This is a genomic window from Runella sp. R5_40 (assembly GCF_057652295.1).
The window spans coordinates 14,652-34,721 of the sequence record NZ_JBYFCH010000029.1 but is presented as its reverse complement, the minus strand read 5'-3'; the positions used below and the strand labels follow the sequence as shown (position 1 = coordinate 34,721).

The following is a 20,070-nucleotide window of genomic DNA, read 5'->3' as shown; positions in this document are numbered from 1 at the left end:
TTTATTTGTGTCTCGTTTTTAATACGTCCACAATATCGTCCAAATCCAACCCACGTTGTTCGAGAAGAATCAGGTAATGGAATAACAAATCGGCTGCTTCCCCTTTAAACAAGTCATCGTTAGAATCTTTGGCTTCAATCACCAATTCCACGGCTTCTTCGCCCACTTTTTGGGCAATTTTATTGACTCCACGGGCAAAAAGTTTACTCGTATATGACGCGTCCGAGGGATTATTTTTACGGTCGCGAATGATTTGCTTTTGTAGGTAATTCAAAAACGAAGCTTTGCCTTCATTTTTCTCAAAAAAACAAGTATCCGCACCCGTATGGCAAGTAGGGCCAATTGGATGTGCTTTTACCAAAATCGTGTCTTGGTCGCAGTCCACCAAAACTGTTTTTACTTGTAAAAAATGACCTGATGTTTCACCTTTGGTCCAAAGTCTTTGCTTAGAACGGCTAAAAAACGTGACTACTTTTTCGGCTTCGGTTTTAGCCAATGCTTCCGCGTTCATATACCCAACCATGAGTACTTTCCCCGTTTCTTCATCTTGAACAACGGCAGGAACCAAACCGTCGGGAGATTTTGAAAAATTGATTTCCATTATCATGTGTGCCAAAGCACCAGTTACTAAAAAACGTTTAATAAGTTAGACTAACTCCCAAAGCTTGCATACAAACGGACGTCTTCGAGCAAGATTTCGTCGCCGCACATAATCACCAAACGCTCAATGACGTTGCGCAATTCACGGACGTTACCCGTCCATGGCAAGGATTTTAGGTGGGTCATGGCATCTTCCATAATTTCTTTGGGCACACCACCATATTCTTGCGAAATATCGTACAAGAATTTTTCGGCCAACAAAGGAATATCTTCGCGGCGTTCGGCCAACGGCGGTACGTGAATCGGGATAACGTTCAGTCGGTGGTATAAGTCTTCGCGGAAACCTCCTTCTGCAATCTCACGTTTGAGGTCTTTGTTGGTCGCCGCAATCACCCGAACATTAATTTTGATTTCTTTATCTCCACCCACGCGGGTTATTTTACTTTCCTGCAACGCTCTCAACACTTTGGCCTGCGCCGACAAGCTCATATCACCAATCTCGTCCAAAAAGAGTGTTCCACCATCGGCTTGTTCAAACTTTCCGATACGTTGTTTTACAGCCCCCGTAAACGCCCCTTTCTCATAGCCAAAAAGCTCACTTTCAATCAATTCGCTCGGAATTGCGGCACAGTTTACCTCAATCAAAGGTTTATTAACGCGGTTGCTCCGCTCGTGAATTTGCTTGGCTACCATTTCTTTCCCCGAACCGTTGGCTCCAGTAATGAGCACACGCGCTTCGGTAGGTGCCACGCGGCTAATGGTTTCTTTGACCTTACGAATCGGGGCCGACTCACCCACGATTTCGTTGATTTTGAAAATACGTTTTCTGAGATCAACGGTTTCCGCGACCAATTTGGCTTTCTCAATGGCATTACGAACCGAAACCAGCAGGCGATTCAAATCAGGTGGTTTGGTGATAAAATCATACGCACCACGCTTGGTAGCCTCTACGGCATTTTCGACACTACCAAAAGCCGAAATCATAATAAATTGCGTCGCTCGGCCTGCTTCACCAGCTTTTAGAAGCACCTCAAGGCCCTCCAGTTTTGGCATTTTAATATCGCAGAGCGCCACATCGTAATGATTATTGAGAATCATATAGAGACCTTCTTCTCCATCTTTGGCCTCTTCAACCTCATAATCTTCGTATTCTAAAATATCACGCAGGGCAGCACGGATACTTTTCTCGTCATCCACAATCAGGATTTTTGCCATCAGTCGTAGAAATAAGTTAATGGGCAAAGTTAGTAAACCCATCGGGAAAATAACGCGAAAGAAAGTTACTTTTCCAACAATTTAGAAAACTTCAAACGAATAACAGGTTAAACGCATTTAAAGAAACAGCCTCGGAGATGCGAAACATTTGTAGAAAATGTAAATACCCCCCTCCACAAAGCCCCATCGGGGCGGCCAATACTCGGTGAAAGAGGTCACCCCCATGGGGCTTTCTAAGCAATCATACAAAATCAAACTAGATGTTGTCAATAATCTGTGACTCCTTAAACCCCTCGCCTTTAGGCTGGGGTCTAAGCAAAAGTACAACTTAGGGCTTTAGCCCTGATCAGAACGAGTAACGGATAACCGCTAACAGATAACTGCACCCAGTATGAAGGTCTTATTCAAACCGATACCCGTAGCGTTTGGCAATTTTTTTCTTTTTCATTTTCTCTACGCTCATGCTCATCCGCACATCTTTTAATGGTCGGTCGGAGCCATCGCGGCGTTGATGAGCAATGCTATCGAGCACCGATATACCACTTATCACTTGCCCAAAAACAGTATAATTCCCGTCCAAATGCGGCGTACCACCTATTGTTTTATACACTTCTCGCTGCGCAGGTGTTGCTTGTCGTGTCCCTACCGCCCGACGTAACTGAGCATCGAGTTCGGTATCGTTATATACTTTTCCCTGGACAATATAAAACTGGCAAGCCGATGACTTTTTTTCGGGGTTATTATCCCTTGCGGCTGCCAACGCCCCCTTCTTATGAAACAAATCGGGACGAAACTCCGCAGGAATTCGCTCCATATTGCCCCCGCCCCCACCCAAGCGGTCGCCTGGTTTGGCGTTTTTAGAATTAGGGTCTCCCCCCTGAATCATAAAATTTTCGATGATGCGGTGAAAAAGCAAGCTATCGTAAAAGTGTTCTTTGGCTAATTTTAAAAAATTGGCCTTGTGAAGCGGCGTCTGCTCGTGCAAAATGGCTGCCATGTCACCAAACGAGGTGTGAATTGTGACCACTTCGGCTTTTTTGGTTTTTTTTTGAGCAAAAGCCACCGTACTCAAGACGACGAAAAAGGAAAGAGCAACGTGTTTCATTAGGTAATGGAGGTATTTTTTCACGAAATTGCACTCAAAAATTCCGTTTCCCAAATTTACTCAGACGTGAACAAACGAAAGATTTTTAACGACCCCGTTTATGGATTCATCAGCATTCCGTCTGATTTGGTCTTTGACCTTATCCAACACCCTTTTTTCCAGCGGCTTCGGCGCATTCGGCAACTAGGGATGGCCGAACTGGTCTATCCTGGCGCACTGCATACCCGTTTTCACCATGCCCTTGGCGCCATGCACCTCATGGGGCAAGCCCTCTCCACCTTACGCACCAAAGGCCACCTGATTTGGGAAGCCGAATGGGAAGCCGCCCAAATCGCGATTTTGCTGCATGACATCGGGCACGGGCCGTTTTCTCACGTGTTGGAAAAAACCATTTTAAACGACGTCCACCACGAATACCTTTCGCTGGAAATTATGAAAGAACTTAACCGCCAGCTGGACGGGCGGCTCGAAATGGCCATTCAGATGTTTGAGGGTAGCTATCCACGGCAGTTTTTTCACCAACTGATTTCCAGCCAATTGGACATGGATCGTATGGATTACCTCAACCGCGACTGTTTTTTTACGGGCGTAGCTGAAGGTGCCATCGGTACCGAGCGCATTATCAAAATGCTGGATGTGGTTGACGACCAACTCGTTGTAGAGTCCAAAGGCATATTAAGCATCGAAAATTTTCTAAATGCGCGGCGTCTCATGTATTGGCAAGTGTATCTTCACAAAACATCCATTTGTGCCGAAACCATGTTAATTCAGGCCATCAGGCGCGCACGCGAGTTGGCCAGAAGTGGCGAAGACATCTTTGCGCCCAAGGATTTTGGGCTATTTCTTCGTCAGAACATTACCTTGCAACAATTCAAAGAAAACCCTCAGTGCTTGCAATCTTTTACCAACATCGACGATTACGACGTCTGGGGTTGTTTGAAAGTATGGGCTGCTCACAATGACCGCGTACTTTCCATGATTTGTCAACATTTACTTGACCGAAAATTGTACAAAATACAGTTTTCAAGCACGCCATTTGACCAAAATCAGTTGCAAGAAATCCACGAACAACTGCGCCAACAAGGCATTTCGGACAGTTGGCATGACTATTTTTTGGTGCTGGGCGAATCGAGCAATGCGGCCTATGTTTCGAGCAAAGAACGCATTCTTATCAAAATGAAAGATGGCAGCGTATGCGATATTGCTGATGCCTCTGATTTACCGACAATTAAGGCACTGAGTAATATTGTCCGAAAGTATTATGTTTGTTGGATGAAACCCCTAACTTTGCAGTCTTAATTGTGACCGTATGGAATTTACCGTCAAGCAGATTGCTGGACTGCTCGGAGGAGAAATAGAAGGCGAAGAGAACCTAAAAATCAGTCAGTTATCAAAAATTGAGGAGGGTATCTCTGGTAGTATTTCTTTTTTATCCAATCCAAAATACGAGCCTTATTTATACACAACCGAGGCTTCGGCAGTAATTGTAGATAAAAGCTTTGAACCTAAAAAAGCGTTTAAAACTACCCTTATTCGGGTAGAAAGCTCCTATACAGCGTTTACTCAACTTCTACAACAATACGAACGAATCATCAAGGGCGACAAACGAGGAATTGAGCAACCTTCTTACCTTGGACAAGGCACTGAACTGGGCGAAAATCCCTATTTAGGTGCTTTTGCTTACGTTGGAACAAATTGTAAGATTGGGAAAAATGTAAAAATTTATCCCCATGCTTACGTGGGCGATAACGTCAAAATTGGCGATGGTACGGTGATTCATTCGGGCGTCCGAATTTATAACAATACCATTATTGGTCAAAATTGTACCTTTTTTGCCAATGCCGTTATCGGAAGCGATGGATTTGGTTTTGCCCCACTTCCCGACGGAACGTACAAAACAATTCCCCAACTAGGCAACGTCGTCATCGAAGACAACGTAAGTATAGGTGCAGGAGCCACAATCGACTGCGCCACAATGGGCTCGACTGTTATTCGCCAAGGAGTAAAACTGGACAACTTAGTACAGGTAGGGCATAATGTCGAAATTGGTAAAAATACCGTCATTGCTGCCCAAGCAGGCATAGCGGGCTCGACCAAAATCGGAGAAAATTGCGTCATAGGCGGACAAGCTGGTTTTAACGGGCACATTACGGTGCCCAAAGGAACCAAAGTGGGTGGCCAAGCGGGCGTTACCCGAACATGGGAAGAAGAAGGACTTTCCCTTAACGGAACTCCTGCCCTCGAACTCAAAGACAGTTTACGTTCGGCGGCGATTTTCCGTAAATTACCGCTCTTGGAAAAAAGAGTACACGAATTAGAGAAACAAAACAAAGAAGATAAACACTAGGAATGTTGAACATTAAACAACAAACCATCGAAAAATCGGTGTCGGTATCGGGTGTAGGGTTGCATACTGGTGTCTCGGCTACCATGACTTTTGTGCCCGCCCCTATCAATCACGGTTATAAATTTCAACGTATTGACTTGGAAGGTCAGCCTATCGTTGATGCTGACGTGGACAATGTGGTAGATGTTTCACGAGGGACTACCCTCGAACAAAACGGAGCCCGTGTTTACACGGTTGAGCACACCCTCGCCGCACTTGTTGGGTTACAAATTGACAACGTACTGATTCAGCTTGATGGCCCTGAGCCTCCTATCATGGACGGCAGCTCTATCAAGTTTGTAGAAGCGCTAAAAGAAGCTGGAATTATTGAACAAAATGCCTCGCGCAACTACTTCGAAATTTCAGAACCTGTACGCTACATAAACGCGGAAAAAGACATTGAGATGGTAGCTTTACCCCTCAACGACTACCGCCTCACGGTGATGGTAGATTACAACTCACAAGTAATCAGCAGCCAACACGCTTCGCTCAACGACCTCACTACCTTCTCACGTGAGATTGCTTCGTGCCGAACTTTCTGTTTCTTGCACGAGCTTGAGGCGCTTTACAAAGCCAACCTCATCAAAGGTGGCGACTTGACCAATGCCATTGTAATCGTTGACCGTGATGTGGAAGAAGGCGAACTAGATTATCTTTCTCAGTTGCTCAACAAACCTACCATTGGAGTCAACAAAAAAGTAGGGATTCTGAACAACTTAGAACTGCACTATCCCAATGAAATGGCCCGCCACAAACTACTAGATGTCGTAGGTGACTTAGCACTCGTGGGACGCCCTATCAAAGGTCAAATTTTGGCAGCACGCCCTGGCCACGCTGCCAACGTTGCTTTGGCGAAAAAAATCAAAAAGCTGATGGAGTCGTCGAAGAGCCCAGTGCCTCACTTCGACCCCAAAATGCCTCCTGTGATGGACCTGAAGCGTATTTGTGAGCTTCTCCCCCACCGCTATCCATTCTTGATGATTGACAAAATCGTTTATATGGACGAAAACAGCGTGGCAGGACTCAAAAATGTTACCATGAACGAGCCCTTCTTTACGGGACACTTTCCAAACAATCCTGTCATGCCAGGAGTTTTACAAATGGAAGCCATGGCACAAACAGGAGCTATTCTTGCTTTAAGTTCGCAACCAGATCCTGAGAACTATTGGCCTTTCTTGGCTGCCATCGAAAACTGCCGTTTTCGTCGCAACGTCGTTCCTGGAGATACCGTTATCTTCAAATGTGAGTTTACAGCACCTATCAAACGAGGAATTGTAAAAATGCACGGCGCAGGGTACGTGGCAGGACAACTTGTATGTGAAGCTGACATGACCGCAAGCCTAGTTAGAAAAAAGTAATGGTAAACAAAGCAAGTTCAGATGAAAGTACTTCTTTCTGAGAACGGTGCTTTGGAAACTATCAACCCAACATGATTCAACCGTTAGCATACATACACCCAGAGGCAAAAATCGCCCCAAATGTTGTGATTGAGCCATTTGCCATGATTCACAAAGATGTAGAAATTGGCGAAGGCACTTGGATAGGTTCACATGCCGTCATCAATGATGGTGCTCGAATTGGCAAAAACTGCCAAATCTATCCTGGCGCAGTAATTTCTTCTACCCCCCAAGATTTAAAATTCAAGGGAGAATATACCCTCACTTATATTGGCGACAATACGATTATTCGTGAATACGCTACCATCAGTCGGGGAACGGAAGAACACTGGAAAACCGAAATTGGTAGCGATTGTCTCATCATGGCCTACTCGCACGTAGCCCACGATTGTCGTATCGGGAACAATTGCATTATCGTCAATAACGTGCAAATGGCAGGGCACGTCCACATGGGAGATTGGGCGATTATTGCGGGCTCAAGTTCGGTACGGCAGTTTGTAAAGATTGGTGCACATGCCATGGTAGCGGGCGGCTCACTGGTTCGGAAAGATGTTCCACCCTTTACCAAAGCAGCTAGAGAACCCCTGTGTTACGCGGGAGTAAACTCGATTGGTTTACGTCGTCGTGGTTTTACCAATGAGCAGATTAACGACATTCAAGAGGTGTATCGTTATATCTATCTCAAAGGCTTTAATAACTCTGAGGCTTTAGAGCATATTGAGCAAGACCTTCCTGCTTCGTCTGAGCGCGACCTTATTGTCAACTTCATTCGCAGTTCAGAGCGTGGGATTATTAAGGCACCTAGCGCTTCCCATGTCGATAGCGAAGACTAAGAATAAACCTTGTTTTATATCCAAACAAAAAAACGGTTCAGAGCAATTTCTGAGCCGTTTTTTTATGGCCTCCCCCCCGAGCGCGCTCTTTTAGCAAGCCTATAAAAGCAAAAAACTCGAAGCTTTCGCTTCGAGTTTTACCCGAGTACCCAGAGCCGGAGTCGAACCGGCACGAGTGTAACCTCATTGGTGTTTGAGACCAACGCGTCTACCGATTCCGCCATCTGGGCAAGTCGTTGTGTAAACGGGACTGCAAAGGTAGCAGTTGAGATTTTAATTCCAAATTTTTACACCAAAAAAAGTGCAAAAATTTTCATTATTCATAGCGTAAAGCTTCGATAGGGTCTAAGCGTGAGGCTTTTATCGCTGGATAAATTCCTGAAAGAATTCCGACTACAACGCACACCAATATCCCCATCATCATCCAAAACCACGGCACAATGAAACTTGCATTCTGGCTGATGACCTTGGCAATGATATTTCCGACGATAATTCCTAAGATAAGTCCACCGATTCCCCCCAAAATACACACCACAATGGCTTCCATCAAAAACTGCAAGCGAATCAGCCGTGGAGTTGCCCCTAGCGACTTTCGGATACCTATTTCGCGCGTTCTTTCTGTTACCGATACGAGCATGATATTCATCAACGCAATGGCCGCTCCCAATAACGTAATGATGCCGATTCCAAAGCCTCCCATGCGCAAGTAACCCGATATTTCTTCAAAGTTTTTAGCCAGTGCATCGGCGCTTTCTATTTCAAACGAATCAGGCTTCCCAATTAGGTCTTTCCGAACTCGCCGCATGATTCCCCTAGCCTCTCCCATGATGAGTTCTTGGTCTTCCATGCTGTTAACAGATGTCGTAATATCAAAAGTCAATTCGCGGTTTGCAGCCAAAGCTCGGCCGTTTTCAAGAGGGACCAGCAGCACACGGTCATCTCCTCCTCCCGTCAATGACCCTTTTTTGTCCAGTACGCCTACTACTTTATATTGATTCCCTCGAACGATAATTTCTTCGTTGATTGGACTTATTTTTCCCTCAAACAGTTTTTGAGCTATTTCCGAACCAATAATGATCACATTAAGGCCATTGTCTAAGTCGGTTGGGGAGAAATTACGGCCATTCACAAGCTTATAGCCCTTAATCGCCATATAGTTATCATCAATGCCAACGACGCGCGTATTGGGGTTGGTTTTGATGGATTTGTATTTGACTTGTACAGCACCGCTAATATTCGACGAAATCGACACTTGGGCATTATACGTGTCTTTGATTTCTCGTTTGTACTGATTAGCCTGACGGTAGGTAATCGAGGGATAATCTTTAGAGCGCATTCCTCCGTTTCTTCGGCGAAAAGGCTGCGGCCCTCGGATGTCAAAGGTGTTGGCGCCCAAATCGGCGAAACTATTATTCACCGAACTTTGCATTCCATCAATGGCCGTCAGAATCCCCACCAGCGATGTAATACCAATGGCAATAATCAGCGCCGTCAGGACAGTCCGAAGCATGTTTGATTGAATAGAGCGAAGTCCTTCACGAAAGTTCTCAATAAGGTTCATGGCAATGGTTGATTCTGCACGATTTTTGCAATATATTCGTTATTACAAAAGTCATTCTGAAAATTTAAATCCACAAACCGATGAAGCGGTTCATCCTACCACTTATCATTTTTTTGGGCGTAGTACACGGGGCTTGGGCCTCTAAGATTCTGATTCCGATGGATGAATCCCAAAAAAACCACCTTAAATCGTACGGACTGGCGTACTGGGTCTTGCGCACCTACGATACTGAAATTGACTGGCTTCTCAACTACCGAGGAGGCAGTTTTATGATGGATTGGAACCAGCGAATCATCAACGAAATGGTCGTCCGCGGGATCTCGTACGAGGTGATTTCTGACGCGCAAGGAAGCGGTATTTTAAGCGAAATTGCCCAACCTGATGCCAACATGGACAATGTAAAGCTCCACAAAGCGCCCAAAGTGGCCGTGTATTCGCCTAAAACCAAACAACCTTGGGACGACGCCGTCACCCTGGTGATGTCTTACGCCGAAATCCCCTACGACATTGTCTATGACGACGACCTTATGGAGGGCAAACTGTCGGAATACGATTGGCTACACCTTCACCACGAAGATTTTACGGGACAGTACGGTAAGTTTTTCCACTTCCGCGACTACCCTTGGTACCGCGCGCAAAAGCGAGAAGCTGAGGATATTGCGGCAAAATGGGGATTTTCTAAGGTATCTAAACTTAAACTGGCCGTGGCTAAAAAAGTACAAGAGTACGTAGCAGGTGGCGGATATATGTTTGCCATGTGCAATGCCACCGACACGTACGATGTAGCTTTGGCTACTCAAAATACCGACATTGCAGACGTGATTTATGACGGGGACCCTACTGACCCCACTGCCCAAAAGAAGCTAGATTTTAGCCAGACGTTTGCCTTCCAAAACTTTCAAGTTGTGACCAATCCGTACGAAATTGAGTTTTCGTCGGTCGATAGCCAACCCAACGAACGGGGTATGACCGAAGCCAACGACTATTTTACGTTGTTTCAGTTTTCGGCTAAATGGGATCCCGTTCCTACCATGTTGACACAAAACCACCAACAAATCATCAAAGGGTTTATGGGTCAAACCACCGCTTTCAAAAAGCAGTACATCAAACCAGAAGTGATTATTTTGGCCGAAAATCGTGCAGCGGGTGAAGCACGTTACATTCACAGTACGTATGCCAAAGGATTTTTTACGTTCTACGGTGGCCACGACCCCGAAGATTACCGCCACGAAATCAATGAAGAACCTACGGATTTAAACTTACACCCTAACTCAGCAGGGTACCGTCTGATTTTGAACAACATTTTGTTCCCAGCAGCCAAAAAGAAGAAGTTGAAAACATAGTCAATGGTCGATAGTCCATGGTCCATGGTCTATGGTCAATAAAAAAAAGACATTCCAAGTTTCAAAAACTTGGAATGTCTCCCTCTTAATAGCATTCTGTGGACTATCAACCACCAACCATGGACTAACCACTACCTATTTTTTCCCAAAGGCAGCTCGCATTTTTATCTCGGTCAATTTCCGTTTGGTATCCAACGTAAAGTCACCTTTCATCATCCAATCGTAGTAACTAGGCTCTTGCGCCAACACATCTACTACTCGTTTCCCATTGTGCTTTCCAAAGTTGATAACCTCTTCGCCTTTTGAGTTATAGGCCATTCGATTGGCAAAATCTACAATTTTTGCCGCTGTCAGGTTATGCAATGCCTCTACATCATTTTGTACAGGCTCATACAGCTCCCCTTTGTCGTTCTTGATTTTCACCCCAGCATATCGCTCCACTTGAGCGCACAACACCTCAAACGTAGCCACCGTATCAGCGTGCGCACTATGGGCATTTTCGAGGTCTTTGCCACAATAAAACTTATAGGCTGCCGCAAGGTTTCTGGGTTCCATCATGTGGAAAATGCGCTGTGCATCCACCAATCGGCGGTTTTTGATGTCAAATTCGACGTCGGCACGCAAAAATTCTTCCACCAACATCGGCACATCAAAGCGATTGGAATTAAATCCTGCCAAATCGCAGCCCTGCAAAAACTGCGCGAGCGTTTTGGCAAAGTTTTTAAAGGTTGGACAGTCCTTCACGTCTTCGTCATAAATCCCGTGAATAAGGCTTGATTCGAGCGGAATTGGGACGCCAGGATTGACTAGAAAGGTTTTGCTTTCTATCTCACCGTTGATGAGCGCTTTCACCACACTGATTTCCACAATGCGGTCTTTTTGGATATTTACCCCTGTTGTTTCTAAATCGAAAAACGCCAAAGGTTTTCTAAGTTTGAGATTATGTGCCATTCAATAAGGAAGCTTGAAGCCTCAAAATTACTATTTAATTCAAACAATTCAGCTTGCATCTTCTACCTTTGCCGTCTTGTTTAGACGATCATCAGCCGACAAATAGCCAAAATCAGAATAGAATGCGCAAGGAAATCAGTGAAACCATTAAGTTAAGTATCCCTATTATTATTGCCCAACTTGGAGTAACGCTCATGGGAATGACCGACAACCTAATGGTAGGCCGCTATCTTGGCGCCGTACCACTTGGGGCGGCGGGCTTGGCCAATTCGTTATCATTTTTGATGTCAAGTATTGGCGTTGGTGGTTTGGGCGTAGTGGCGGCATTGATTTCTCAGGCCAAAGGTCAACACAACACCGCCGAAATTGGAAAGCTTTTCAGAGCAGGTCTTATCGTTTCCCTCATTCTTGGAATAGGGCTGGGACTAGCGGGTATGCTCATAGGCATCGAATTACACCTTTTTGGTCAAACCCCCGAAGTAACCCGCCTTACCAAGCCATTTTTGTACATTTTAAGCGCCTCCACACTTCCACTGCTCGTATTTGTCGCTGCGCGTCAGTTGGCCGACGGGCTTTCGCTCACGCGGGTGGCTATGGCAGTTACCGTTTCTGCCCTGATTTTCAACGCTTTTTTCAATTGGATATTCATTAATGGCATTGGTTTTTTTCCAAAAATGGGGCTCAACGGCGCTGCTTTCGCAACGCTTTTGTCGCGTATTTACATGGCGGTCGCTATTTTGGTTTATATTTATAAAAGCAAAAACTTCACGCCATACCTCACGGCTTCCCATCAGCAGGCACTAGGAAAATTGATAAAAAAAGTTTTTCAACTGGGGATTCCCGTTGGGTTTCAGTTTTTCTTTGAAATTGCCGCTTTCTCCTTGGCGGTAGTCATTATTGGCTGGCTGGGTGAAAACCAACTTGCCGCCCACCAAATCGCCATCAACATGGCCTCTACGACGTACATGATGGCAACGGGCATTGCCTCCGCAGGTGCTATCCGCGTGGGGAGGGCTTATGGCGAAAAAAATCCGTTCAAGGTCAAACAAGCGGGTACAGCAGCCCTGCTTCTTACCATCGCTTTTATGGGTGTTTGGTGCGTTACGTTCCTTACTTGCAACGAGTTTTTAGTTTCGCTCTATCTCAAAGATAGTCCTGAGGTAACAACCATCGCAGCCACGTTGATGATTTACGCGGGCTTTTTCCAGTTGTCGGACGGCGTACAAGTAACGGCTTTGGGGGCGCTACGGGGGCTGACAGACGTCAATGTGCCAACGGTTATCACGCTCATTGCGTATTGGGTCATTTCATTGCCGCTGAGTTATTTCCTTGCGTTTACGTTCAAAATGGACGTAGAAGGGGTTTGGGTGTCGTTATCGGCGGGGTTAACTTTCTCGGCGGTTTTCCTGACGATTCGTTTTTACCGAATATCGACAAAGGTTATGCCTCGCTGAGGCAGGAAAGAGGGCTAAAATTACTATATTTGGCATTCCTAAATCGTCATTCATCAACTCGTCATTCCCTCCCCACCTTGTATGAAATTCCGTTCCCTGTTTTTGCTCTTGTTGGTTGTTACCAACGTTCTTTTTGCCCAAAAGAAAACGTCGAAAGTACCCGCGCCCACCCCGTTTGAAAGTTTCGATGGGTTTGTGAATCGGATGCTGACCGAATGGAGAGTGCCAGGGGCCTCGGTGGCGATTGTGAAAGATGGCAAATTGCTGTATGCCAAGGGATACGGCCTCAAGGACGTTAAAAATAACTTACCAGTTACTGAAAACACGCTCTTTCCCATTGCCTCGTGCAGCAAATCGTTCACTTCGGCGGCATTGGCGATTCTGGCCGATGAAGGAAAGCTTGACTGGAACAAACCCATCAAAGAGTATTTGCCCGATTTTCAACTGGCCGACGAATACGCCACCCGAACCATCACTGCCCGAGAATTGGTATCACACCGTACGGGATTGCCTCGCCACGATTGGACGTGGTTGTATGCCAACCTCGACCGACAAGCGCTTTACCAACGTCTCAAGTTTTTGCCCTTGTCAAAACCCGTTTTTGCCCAATACCAATACAACAACCTCATGTACATGACGGCGGGTATTTTGGTCGAACGCCTTTCGGGAAAAAGCTGGGAAGATTTTGTCCGCGAAAAAATCCTGACGCCTTTAGAAATGAATCAAACGGTATTGACCTACCCTGAGCTTTTTACGAGCAAAGACTATTCGTTGTCGTACCGCGATAACAACGGTCAATGGGTCGAGCAAGGTTTTGGTAGTAACGTCGATGCGATTGGTCCAGCGGGCTCTATCAAGTCGAGTGCTACAGAGATGGCCAATTGGCTTTTGATGCAATTAAACAAGGGAAGTTTTGGGGAAAAGCAAATCGTATCCGCCGCCAATCTCAAAGAAAATCATACCCCCCAAACCATCGTTGCACCCGCCGAAGTTACATTTAGCGAACTTGGGTACGCAAGCTACGGCATGGGCTGGAGTATCAACACCTATCGTGGTCATTTGCGATTGGCCCACAATGGCTCCATCGAAGGGTATCGCTCACAGATGACCTTTTTTCCCAATAACAACCTCGGCGTAGTGGTCTTGACCAATACAGGATTTGCGGATTATTATTTTGTCAATGCCATTAGTAACTATGTTTCTGACCAATGGTTAGGGCTTTCGATTATCGACTGGTCGCCGCGTTTAAAAACAGCCCAAGCCGAAGCCAAGGCAAAAACTGATAAAGCGAAAGCTGACAACGCCGCCAAACGCAAAACCGACACCCGTCCTTCTCACCCTGCGGAAGCATATAGCGGCGTTTATACACACCCTGCCTACGGCAGCATCACGCTCGAAGCCCGCGGAGAAAGCGACTACGTAGGGGCATTTCATGGATTATCATTTCGTTTGCAACATTATCATTACGATGTTTTTGAAGGAACGGGCACGTTTGACCAAAGCAAGTTTGAGTTTAAAATCGACTCACAAGGAGCCATCGACCGTATGGTTGTTGGGATAGCCAACGCGGGTGATATTGAGTTTAAAAAAGTATCTCCCCCCGCTAAGTAGCTCACTGCCTGCATCCTTTATATCCTCCTACTAATCCATTTATTTCACCGTTTATCCAATTTTCGTAGAGCGAGCAAACATTGTTTTGTAACCTTGAACTGAAAATCCCGATACAGCGATGAAAAAATGGTTACTCGCCTTTGCGCTGGGTTTTAGTGCATATACCCAGGCTCAACAAAAATATACCCTCCAACAGTGCGTTGGTATAGCGTTGGAAAACAACTTGCAACTGAAACAACAGGGACTTCAGGTGCAATCTGGCCAAAATACCCTCGACCAATCGAAGTGGCAGAAATTCCCTACCCTCAATTTAAGCGCCAACCAAGGTTTACAATCGGGACGTAACATCGACCCTTTTACCAACCAATTTGTGGAGCAAACGGTCAATTTTTCAAGCTTCCAGTTAAATACAGGTGTCAATCTGTTTAATGGGTACCAACTTAAAAATACCATTAAGCAAAACCAACAAAACCTTCAGGCGCTACAAAAAGACGTTGAAAGCAATCGCAACGCACTTATTTTGAACGTGGCTACGTCGTATCTCAACGTACTTAATAACCAAGAGCAATTGGAGTTTGCCCGTCGCCAAGCCGAAACAACGCGGTTTCAGTTGGAACGTACCGAGAAATTGGTAAAAGCAGGTTCGTTGCCCGAAATCAACCTATACGATATTCGGTCGCAATTGGCCAATGATGAGTTGTCGATTGTCAATGCGCAAAACAGCATCGAAATTGCGAAATTGACCCTCAAGCAGTACCTCAATTTGCCTGCCAGCGAAAATTTTGACCTTATCCCTATTAACCTACCGCTTCCCTCAACGTCAGCGCCTTATGATGCAACGTTGGAGCAAGTCTATAATGCCGCCATCAAATACCTACCTGATATGGAAGCAGCCACGCTTCGGATTGAAAGTGCCAAAACAGGCATTGAGATTGCGCGCGGTGCCAAACTGCCCTCGTTGTCGCTCGGTGGAGGTTTAAGTTCGTCTTTTTCAAGTGCAGCCCCTAAACAACGTTTTGTAGGCGACGGTGGGGCTTCTAGGGTCGTGGATGTTCCTTCGACAACCAAGTACGTTTCTTATGCTGGATTTACCGTTCCTGTGATTGAAAAAACAACCATCCCGAGCGGGTCAATTCAAAACTTTGGGTACCTCGACCAGTTAAATTTCAACCGCAACGCTTCGTTGTCGCTATCGCTTCGTGTACCGATTTTCAACGCTTATCAAGTAAGGTACCGCATTGCGAATGCCCAAATTCAGCAGAAAAATGCCGAATATCAATCCGAAATCGTACGTAACCAAGTACGCCAAACCATAGAACAGGCATACTATACCATGCTCAACGCCGCCAAACGCTACGAGGCTACGGCCAAGCAAATCGAATCGTTGGAGTTGTCGTTCAAAGCCGCCGAGGCACGCCTCAATGCAGGAGCCATCAACGCCGTTGAATACAACATTTCAAAAAACAACCTCGACCGCTCACGGGCAAGCCTTGTTCAGGCCAAATACGAGTACATTTTCCGTACAAAGATTTTGGATTTCTACCAAAACAAACCATTGTCACTTGAGTAGTAAATCCCCTCTTTTCCTAACCGCATCAACCGAAACCGAACTGACTAAAATCAAAACTTTATCGTAGGCCATGGCACAAAAATCTTCTTCAAAAATATGGTGGATACTCGGAGGCGTTGTCGTTGCCCTCGGTGCAGGACTGTTTATTGCCAAACAAGCTGGATGGATTGGCAAAGTAAAGCCCACCGAAGTAGAATTTACCAAAGTAAAACGCTCTGACATCATTGAACGCGTAAGTGCGTCGGGAAAAGTTCAGCCAGAAATAGAAGTAAAAATCAGCCCTGACGTTCCTGGAGAAATCATTGGCTTGTACGTCGAAGAAGGCGATTCGGTCGTAAAAGGCCAATTGTTAGCCAAAATTCGCCCCGACAACTACGAAGCGCTTTTGGCACGTTCGCAGGCGTCGGTCAACTCAAGTAAGGCCGAAGTAGAACGTTCAAAAGCATCGCTTGCTCAGTCGAATGCGCAGCTGATTCGTGCTAAAACAGAATATGAACGTAATCAGAAACTACTAGCTGACAAAGTGGTAGCAGAAGCTGATTTTCAGCGCAGTGAGGCCGACTATCGTGTGGCACAACAAAACGTAGAAGCGGCTAAAGCTGCCGTTGAAGCATCAAAGTTTAACGTACAAAGTGCCGAAGCAGCACTCCGCGATGCGGCAGAAAACTTGCGCAAAACCACCATTTACGCCCCCCAAAGCGGAACTGTTTCAAAACTAAACGTAGAACTAGGCGACCGTGTCGTAGGAACCTCCCAAATGGCAGGTACCGAAATGATGCGTATTGCCAACCTCAACAACATGGAAGTTCGCGTGGATGTTAACGAAAACGACATCGTGCGAGTCAATTTGGGCGATACCGTTGAGATTGAAGTTGATTCCTACGCTGACCGTAAGTTTAAGGGGATGGTCACTGAAATTGCCAACACAGCCAACGGCGTCGGAACGGCCACGGCCGCTTCTAACTCTGCGGATGCCGTCACTGAATTTGAAGTAAAAATCAAGATTCTGAACTCATCGTATCGTGATTTGATGGCTAAACGTGCCAAAAAATCATACCCTTTCAAACCAGGAATGACTGCCGCCGTTGAAATCATTACGGAACGTAAGTTGGGCGTTTTATCAGTACCAATTTCGGCCGTCACAACCCGTGGAAAAGAAGATGAAAACGGCGAGAAAAAAGAAGGTGAGGAAGCTCCTGCTTCGTCAAACAACAACGAATCCAAAGCGAAGAAAGAAGAGAAGTTGAAAGAGCTAGTTTTCATCAACGACAAAGGCAAAGCGGCTACGCGTGAGGTAGTAACTGGCATCAGTGATTTTGAAAACATTGAAATTATTTCAGGGCTTAAAGAAGGAGAAGAAATCATTTCTGGGCCGTTTATCGAAGTCTCCAAACGCCTTAAAGCAGGTACGTTGGTAGGCAAAAAGGTTGAAAAGAAAAAAGACGCAAAAGACACGAAGCAAGAGTAAGCTCACGTCGTTTAGCTACTTTATTTTAAAGGTTTCCGTCCAATGGAATGTTCTTCAAAAGAGCATTCCATTTTTTATTACAAGGGTATTCTCCATTAAAAACATAGGGTTTTACGGCAGCTTTATCATTTTTTAAGGGAAAGTACTTAAATTTGCCTATTCTCCTATTTCCCCTAACCTATGCGTCTTACAGTCAGTTTTTTAGTTTTTTTGGCAAGTTTGTATTCCTCCTCCCTCTGGGGACAAACAGAATTCCGTCTTGGCGTCGAAGTTCGAGACAAATACACCAAGCGTCCGCTTGTGCCGATTGTCTCGGTTTTGGCCGTCAATACCGAATCCGAATTACCAGGCCAAATGGTCAATGATGCTTACGTTGTCAAAGTAAATCCAGGTACTCAATATCAAGTATTTGTTGCTTTTCAAGAGTACAAAACCTACCGCCAAACGCACACGTTTGAGGCAGGTGCTCCTTCCTCCACAGGCTATTTTCCTTTTGTGATTGACCTCGAACCACTCAATCCCCCAAAAACATTTGCGGTGGCCACAACTACCAATGCTGGGCATACCATCTTAGTAATTGACAAAGCACAGCGCTCTGTCGTTGCCAAAGCGGTAGTCACCATCAAAGACGAACGAAGTGGACAATTTATTACCGCCAAAAAGAATCCTAACGTTGGGGGTAGCTGGCTGGCTGAATTAAAAGATACTGAGCAATATACCCTCGAAGTCAGCGCTCCCGAGTATGAAACTTACAAGAGCTCGCTAAAAATTAAAGCAGGGGAAGCCACGGAAGTGGTTCTTAATCGAATCCCCAAACAAGAGCTAAAATTTGTTGCCATTGACGCCCTTACCAATAAACCTGTAGCGGCACAATTTAAGCTTTCGGACGAAATAAAAGAAAGCTATACAGGGACCACCAAAGCAGATGGAGAACTGTTTAACCCCACCGTAGTCGTTCAAAAACAACCTTATAATCTGTCAGTTACTGCCAGCGGTTACCGACGTTACGAATCAAAACTTTCGATTACAACCACCTCCTCCGCGCCCGCTACTCCACAAGTAATTAAGCTCTCAAAAGTAGATGTTATCCTAAAAATTAAAATCATTGAAGAACAATCTGGACAGCCAATCGTGGCCAACTTACGGGTGATTGACCAAGCCGATAAACGTGCCATTCTGAACATTAAAGGAACACCAGAAGGACAAGCTGTCACACCCATTAGCCCTGGTCGTCAATACATTATTGAAGCAGAAGCCAAGGGTTTTATGTCGTACCAACAACCGCTGGATAAAGTACTCCCACTCCTTACTGAAACAAGCGACTTAACCGTCAAACTGGCTAAAATCGACGATACTTACCTCAGCCTCACCGCAACTGACGCCAACACAGGACAACGTATCCCAGCCATTTTTAAAATTACGGCCTCCCTCACCGAACAAACGACGGAAGTAAGAGGAACAACCTCAACCATTGCCAAACATAAAATAAAAGAACCTGATATTTATAAAATTGAAGTTGTTTCAAATGGTTATCAATCGGTTACCCACGACCTTGATGCCGAAGAAATGAAGGTAGGTCAAGTGTTTTCGTACGAAGCCAAACTTACACCCAACGCGGCCAAACCTGCCGCCTCGCCTTCACATGTATTCACGTTTAAAGTGTTAGATGCCCAATCGCGACGAAGTATCCCTAATCTCCGTTTTCGCGTCACCAGTATTGCCACTCAGAAAGCGATTCCTGCCAAGGTGAGATATGCCTTTGTGACCACCCAACTTTTCCTCGACCAAGCCTATTTGGTGGAAGCCGAGGCCGACGGCTACGAAATGTACTCCATGCGTATCGACGCGGGTGATTGGGCAAAAAGAGGCGAATACTTGACCAATGTTTCGTTGATTTCTCACAAAAAAGCTGCCGCTAAGGGCAAACCTGTTGTAAACGAAAAAATCTTTGACAACATCAAAGCAGGCCAAACGCTGACGATTGAAGATAATGTTTACTTTGACCAAAGTAGCTATATCTTACGGCCAGAAGCTTACGGCCAACTAAACCGCCTAGCAGCGATTATGGCAAAAAATGCTGACATTAAAATCGAAATCGTAGGCCATACGGACAATATAGGCGACCCTAGGCTCAATCAAACCCTTTCGGAGCAACGCGCCAAAGTAATCGCCAACTACCTTATCAATCAAGGTGCGACCGAAGCCAACATAGCCCACCGTGGCGAAGGCCAAAGCAAACCCATTGCTCCCAATGATTCGGAAGAGAATCGCCAACGCAACCGTCGGGTACAGTTCCTGATTAAATAACAGCCTTCAAGCATGTCTTGCACAAGGGAGCCTATTCTTAAAATGGATAGGCTCCCTTGCCATTTAGGCCCTTTGTGCTATTTTTTTATACCAAAATCTGCCATCCCCACCTTATTTATCGACATACAGGTCACTAATTTCGACCAAATCATATTTTTCTGAAAAATATTTTTTTTGAATTTTTAAAGTAAAAATGACATTTTTCCTAGTTTTACGGTAAGAATGGTTTACTGTTCTTTGTTATTGCTCATTCTATCTATCTAACTTTT

Annotated in this window: 15 protein-coding genes and 1 tRNA gene; 10 read left to right on the top strand and 6 right to left on the bottom strand. The window is 45.4% G+C overall.

What is annotated here, in order from left to right; genetic code table 11:
* Position 1 precedes the first annotated feature (1 nt).
* From hisIE to AC23N5_RS28540, 3 genes are all read right to left on the bottom strand, one after another.
* Positions 2 to 607 carry a bifunctional phosphoribosyl-AMP cyclohydrolase/phosphoribosyl-ATP diphosphatase HisIE gene (gene hisIE / locus AC23N5_RS28550; RefSeq protein WP_183971940.1) on the bottom strand — a complete coding sequence of 202 codons (606 nt, stop codon included), beginning with the start codon at positions 605 to 607 and terminating at the stop codon, positions 2 to 4.
* A gap of 44 nt (positions 608 to 651) precedes the next feature.
* Positions 652 to 1,815 carry a sigma-54-dependent transcriptional regulator gene (locus AC23N5_RS28545; RefSeq protein ID WP_183971941.1) on the bottom strand — a complete coding sequence of 388 codons (1,164 nt, stop codon included), beginning with the start codon at positions 1,813 to 1,815 and terminating at the stop codon, positions 652 to 654.
* A gap of 400 nt (positions 1,816 to 2,215) precedes the next feature.
* Positions 2,216 to 2,920 carry a peptidylprolyl isomerase gene (locus AC23N5_RS28540; protein ID WP_183971942.1) on the bottom strand — a complete coding sequence of 235 codons (705 nt, stop codon included), beginning with the start codon at positions 2,918 to 2,920 and terminating at the stop codon, positions 2,216 to 2,218.
* A gap of 66 nt (positions 2,921 to 2,986) precedes the next feature.
* On the opposite strand from AC23N5_RS28540, the gene AC23N5_RS28535 reads away from it, so the two are divergent.
* The 4 genes from AC23N5_RS28535 (at position 2,987) to lpxA (ending at position 7,536) form a co-directional block, all read left to right on the top strand.
* Positions 2,987 to 4,219: an HD domain-containing protein gene (locus AC23N5_RS28535; protein ID WP_310586973.1), complete on the top strand. Its 1,233-nt coding sequence runs from the start codon at positions 2,987 to 2,989 to the stop codon at positions 4,217 to 4,219.
* Between the two features lie 10 nt (positions 4,220 to 4,229).
* The gene (gene lpxD, locus AC23N5_RS28530) at positions 4,230 to 5,267 is read left to right on the top strand and encodes a UDP-3-O-(3-hydroxymyristoyl)glucosamine N-acyltransferase (RefSeq protein ID WP_183971944.1); all 1,038 of its coding nucleotides are present in this window, start codon (positions 4,230 to 4,232) and stop codon (positions 5,265 to 5,267) included.
* 5 nt (positions 5,268 to 5,272) lie between these two features.
* Positions 5,273 to 6,664, top strand: a complete 1,392-nt coding sequence (locus AC23N5_RS28525) for a bifunctional UDP-3-O-[3-hydroxymyristoyl] N-acetylglucosamine deacetylase/3-hydroxyacyl-ACP dehydratase (RefSeq protein ID WP_028524310.1) — start codon at positions 5,273 to 5,275, stop codon at positions 6,662 to 6,664.
* Between the two features lie 71 nt (positions 6,665 to 6,735).
* Positions 6,736 to 7,536 (top strand): acyl-ACP--UDP-N-acetylglucosamine O-acyltransferase, encoded by an 801-nt coding sequence (gene lpxA / locus AC23N5_RS28520; protein WP_183971945.1) that lies wholly within the window; start codon positions 6,736 to 6,738, stop codon positions 7,534 to 7,536.
* A 146-nt stretch (positions 7,537 to 7,682) separates the two neighbouring features.
* Here the strand turns inward: lpxA and AC23N5_RS28515 are convergent.
* Both AC23N5_RS28515 and AC23N5_RS28510 read right to left on the bottom strand, forming a co-directional pair.
* Positions 7,683 to 7,766, bottom strand: a tRNA-Leu gene (locus tag AC23N5_RS28515).
* An 86-nt stretch (positions 7,767 to 7,852) separates the two neighbouring features.
* Positions 7,853 to 9,097: an ABC transporter permease gene (locus tag AC23N5_RS28510; protein ID WP_183971946.1), complete on the bottom strand. Its 1,245-nt coding sequence runs from the start codon at positions 9,095 to 9,097 to the stop codon at positions 7,853 to 7,855.
* 80 nt (positions 9,098 to 9,177) lie between these two features.
* Between AC23N5_RS28510 and AC23N5_RS28505 the strand changes: the two genes are divergently transcribed.
* Positions 9,178 to 10,440, top strand: coding sequence for an asparagine synthetase B (locus tag AC23N5_RS28505; protein ID WP_183971947.1), 1,263 nt, complete (start codon positions 9,178 to 9,180; stop codon positions 10,438 to 10,440).
* Between the two features lie 135 nt (positions 10,441 to 10,575).
* On the opposite strand, the gene AC23N5_RS28500 is transcribed toward AC23N5_RS28505, so the two are convergent.
* Complete coding sequence (locus AC23N5_RS28500; RefSeq protein WP_472492854.1) at positions 10,576 to 11,391, bottom strand: exonuclease domain-containing protein; 816 nt, start codon at positions 11,389 to 11,391, stop codon at positions 10,576 to 10,578.
* 122 nt (positions 11,392 to 11,513) lie between these two features.
* Here AC23N5_RS28500 and AC23N5_RS28495 point away from each other — a divergent pair, with 122 nt between their 5' ends.
* The 5 genes from AC23N5_RS28495 (at position 11,514) to AC23N5_RS28475 (ending at position 19,801) form a co-directional block, all read left to right on the top strand.
* Positions 11,514 to 12,845 (top strand): MATE family efflux transporter, encoded by a 1,332-nt coding sequence (locus AC23N5_RS28495; RefSeq protein ID WP_487758128.1) that lies wholly within the window; start codon positions 11,514 to 11,516, stop codon positions 12,843 to 12,845.
* Positions 12,846 to 12,926: 81 nt separating this feature from the next.
* Positions 12,927 to 14,456 carry a serine hydrolase gene (locus AC23N5_RS28490; RefSeq protein WP_487758127.1) on the top strand — a complete coding sequence of 510 codons (1,530 nt, stop codon included), beginning with the start codon at positions 12,927 to 12,929 and terminating at the stop codon, positions 14,454 to 14,456.
* Between the two features lie 118 nt (positions 14,457 to 14,574).
* Positions 14,575 to 16,026, top strand: coding sequence for a TolC family protein (locus AC23N5_RS28485; RefSeq protein WP_487758126.1), 1,452 nt, complete (start codon positions 14,575 to 14,577; stop codon positions 16,024 to 16,026).
* Between the two features lie 70 nt (positions 16,027 to 16,096).
* Positions 16,097 to 17,494, top strand: a complete 1,398-nt coding sequence (locus AC23N5_RS28480; protein ID WP_183971952.1) for an efflux RND transporter periplasmic adaptor subunit — start codon at positions 16,097 to 16,099, stop codon at positions 17,492 to 17,494.
* Between the two features lie 180 nt (positions 17,495 to 17,674).
* Positions 17,675 to 19,801 carry an OmpA family protein gene (locus AC23N5_RS28475; RefSeq protein WP_487758125.1) on the top strand — a complete coding sequence of 709 codons (2,127 nt, stop codon included), beginning with the start codon at positions 17,675 to 17,677 and terminating at the stop codon, positions 19,799 to 19,801.
* Positions 19,802 to 20,070 lie beyond the last annotated feature (269 nt).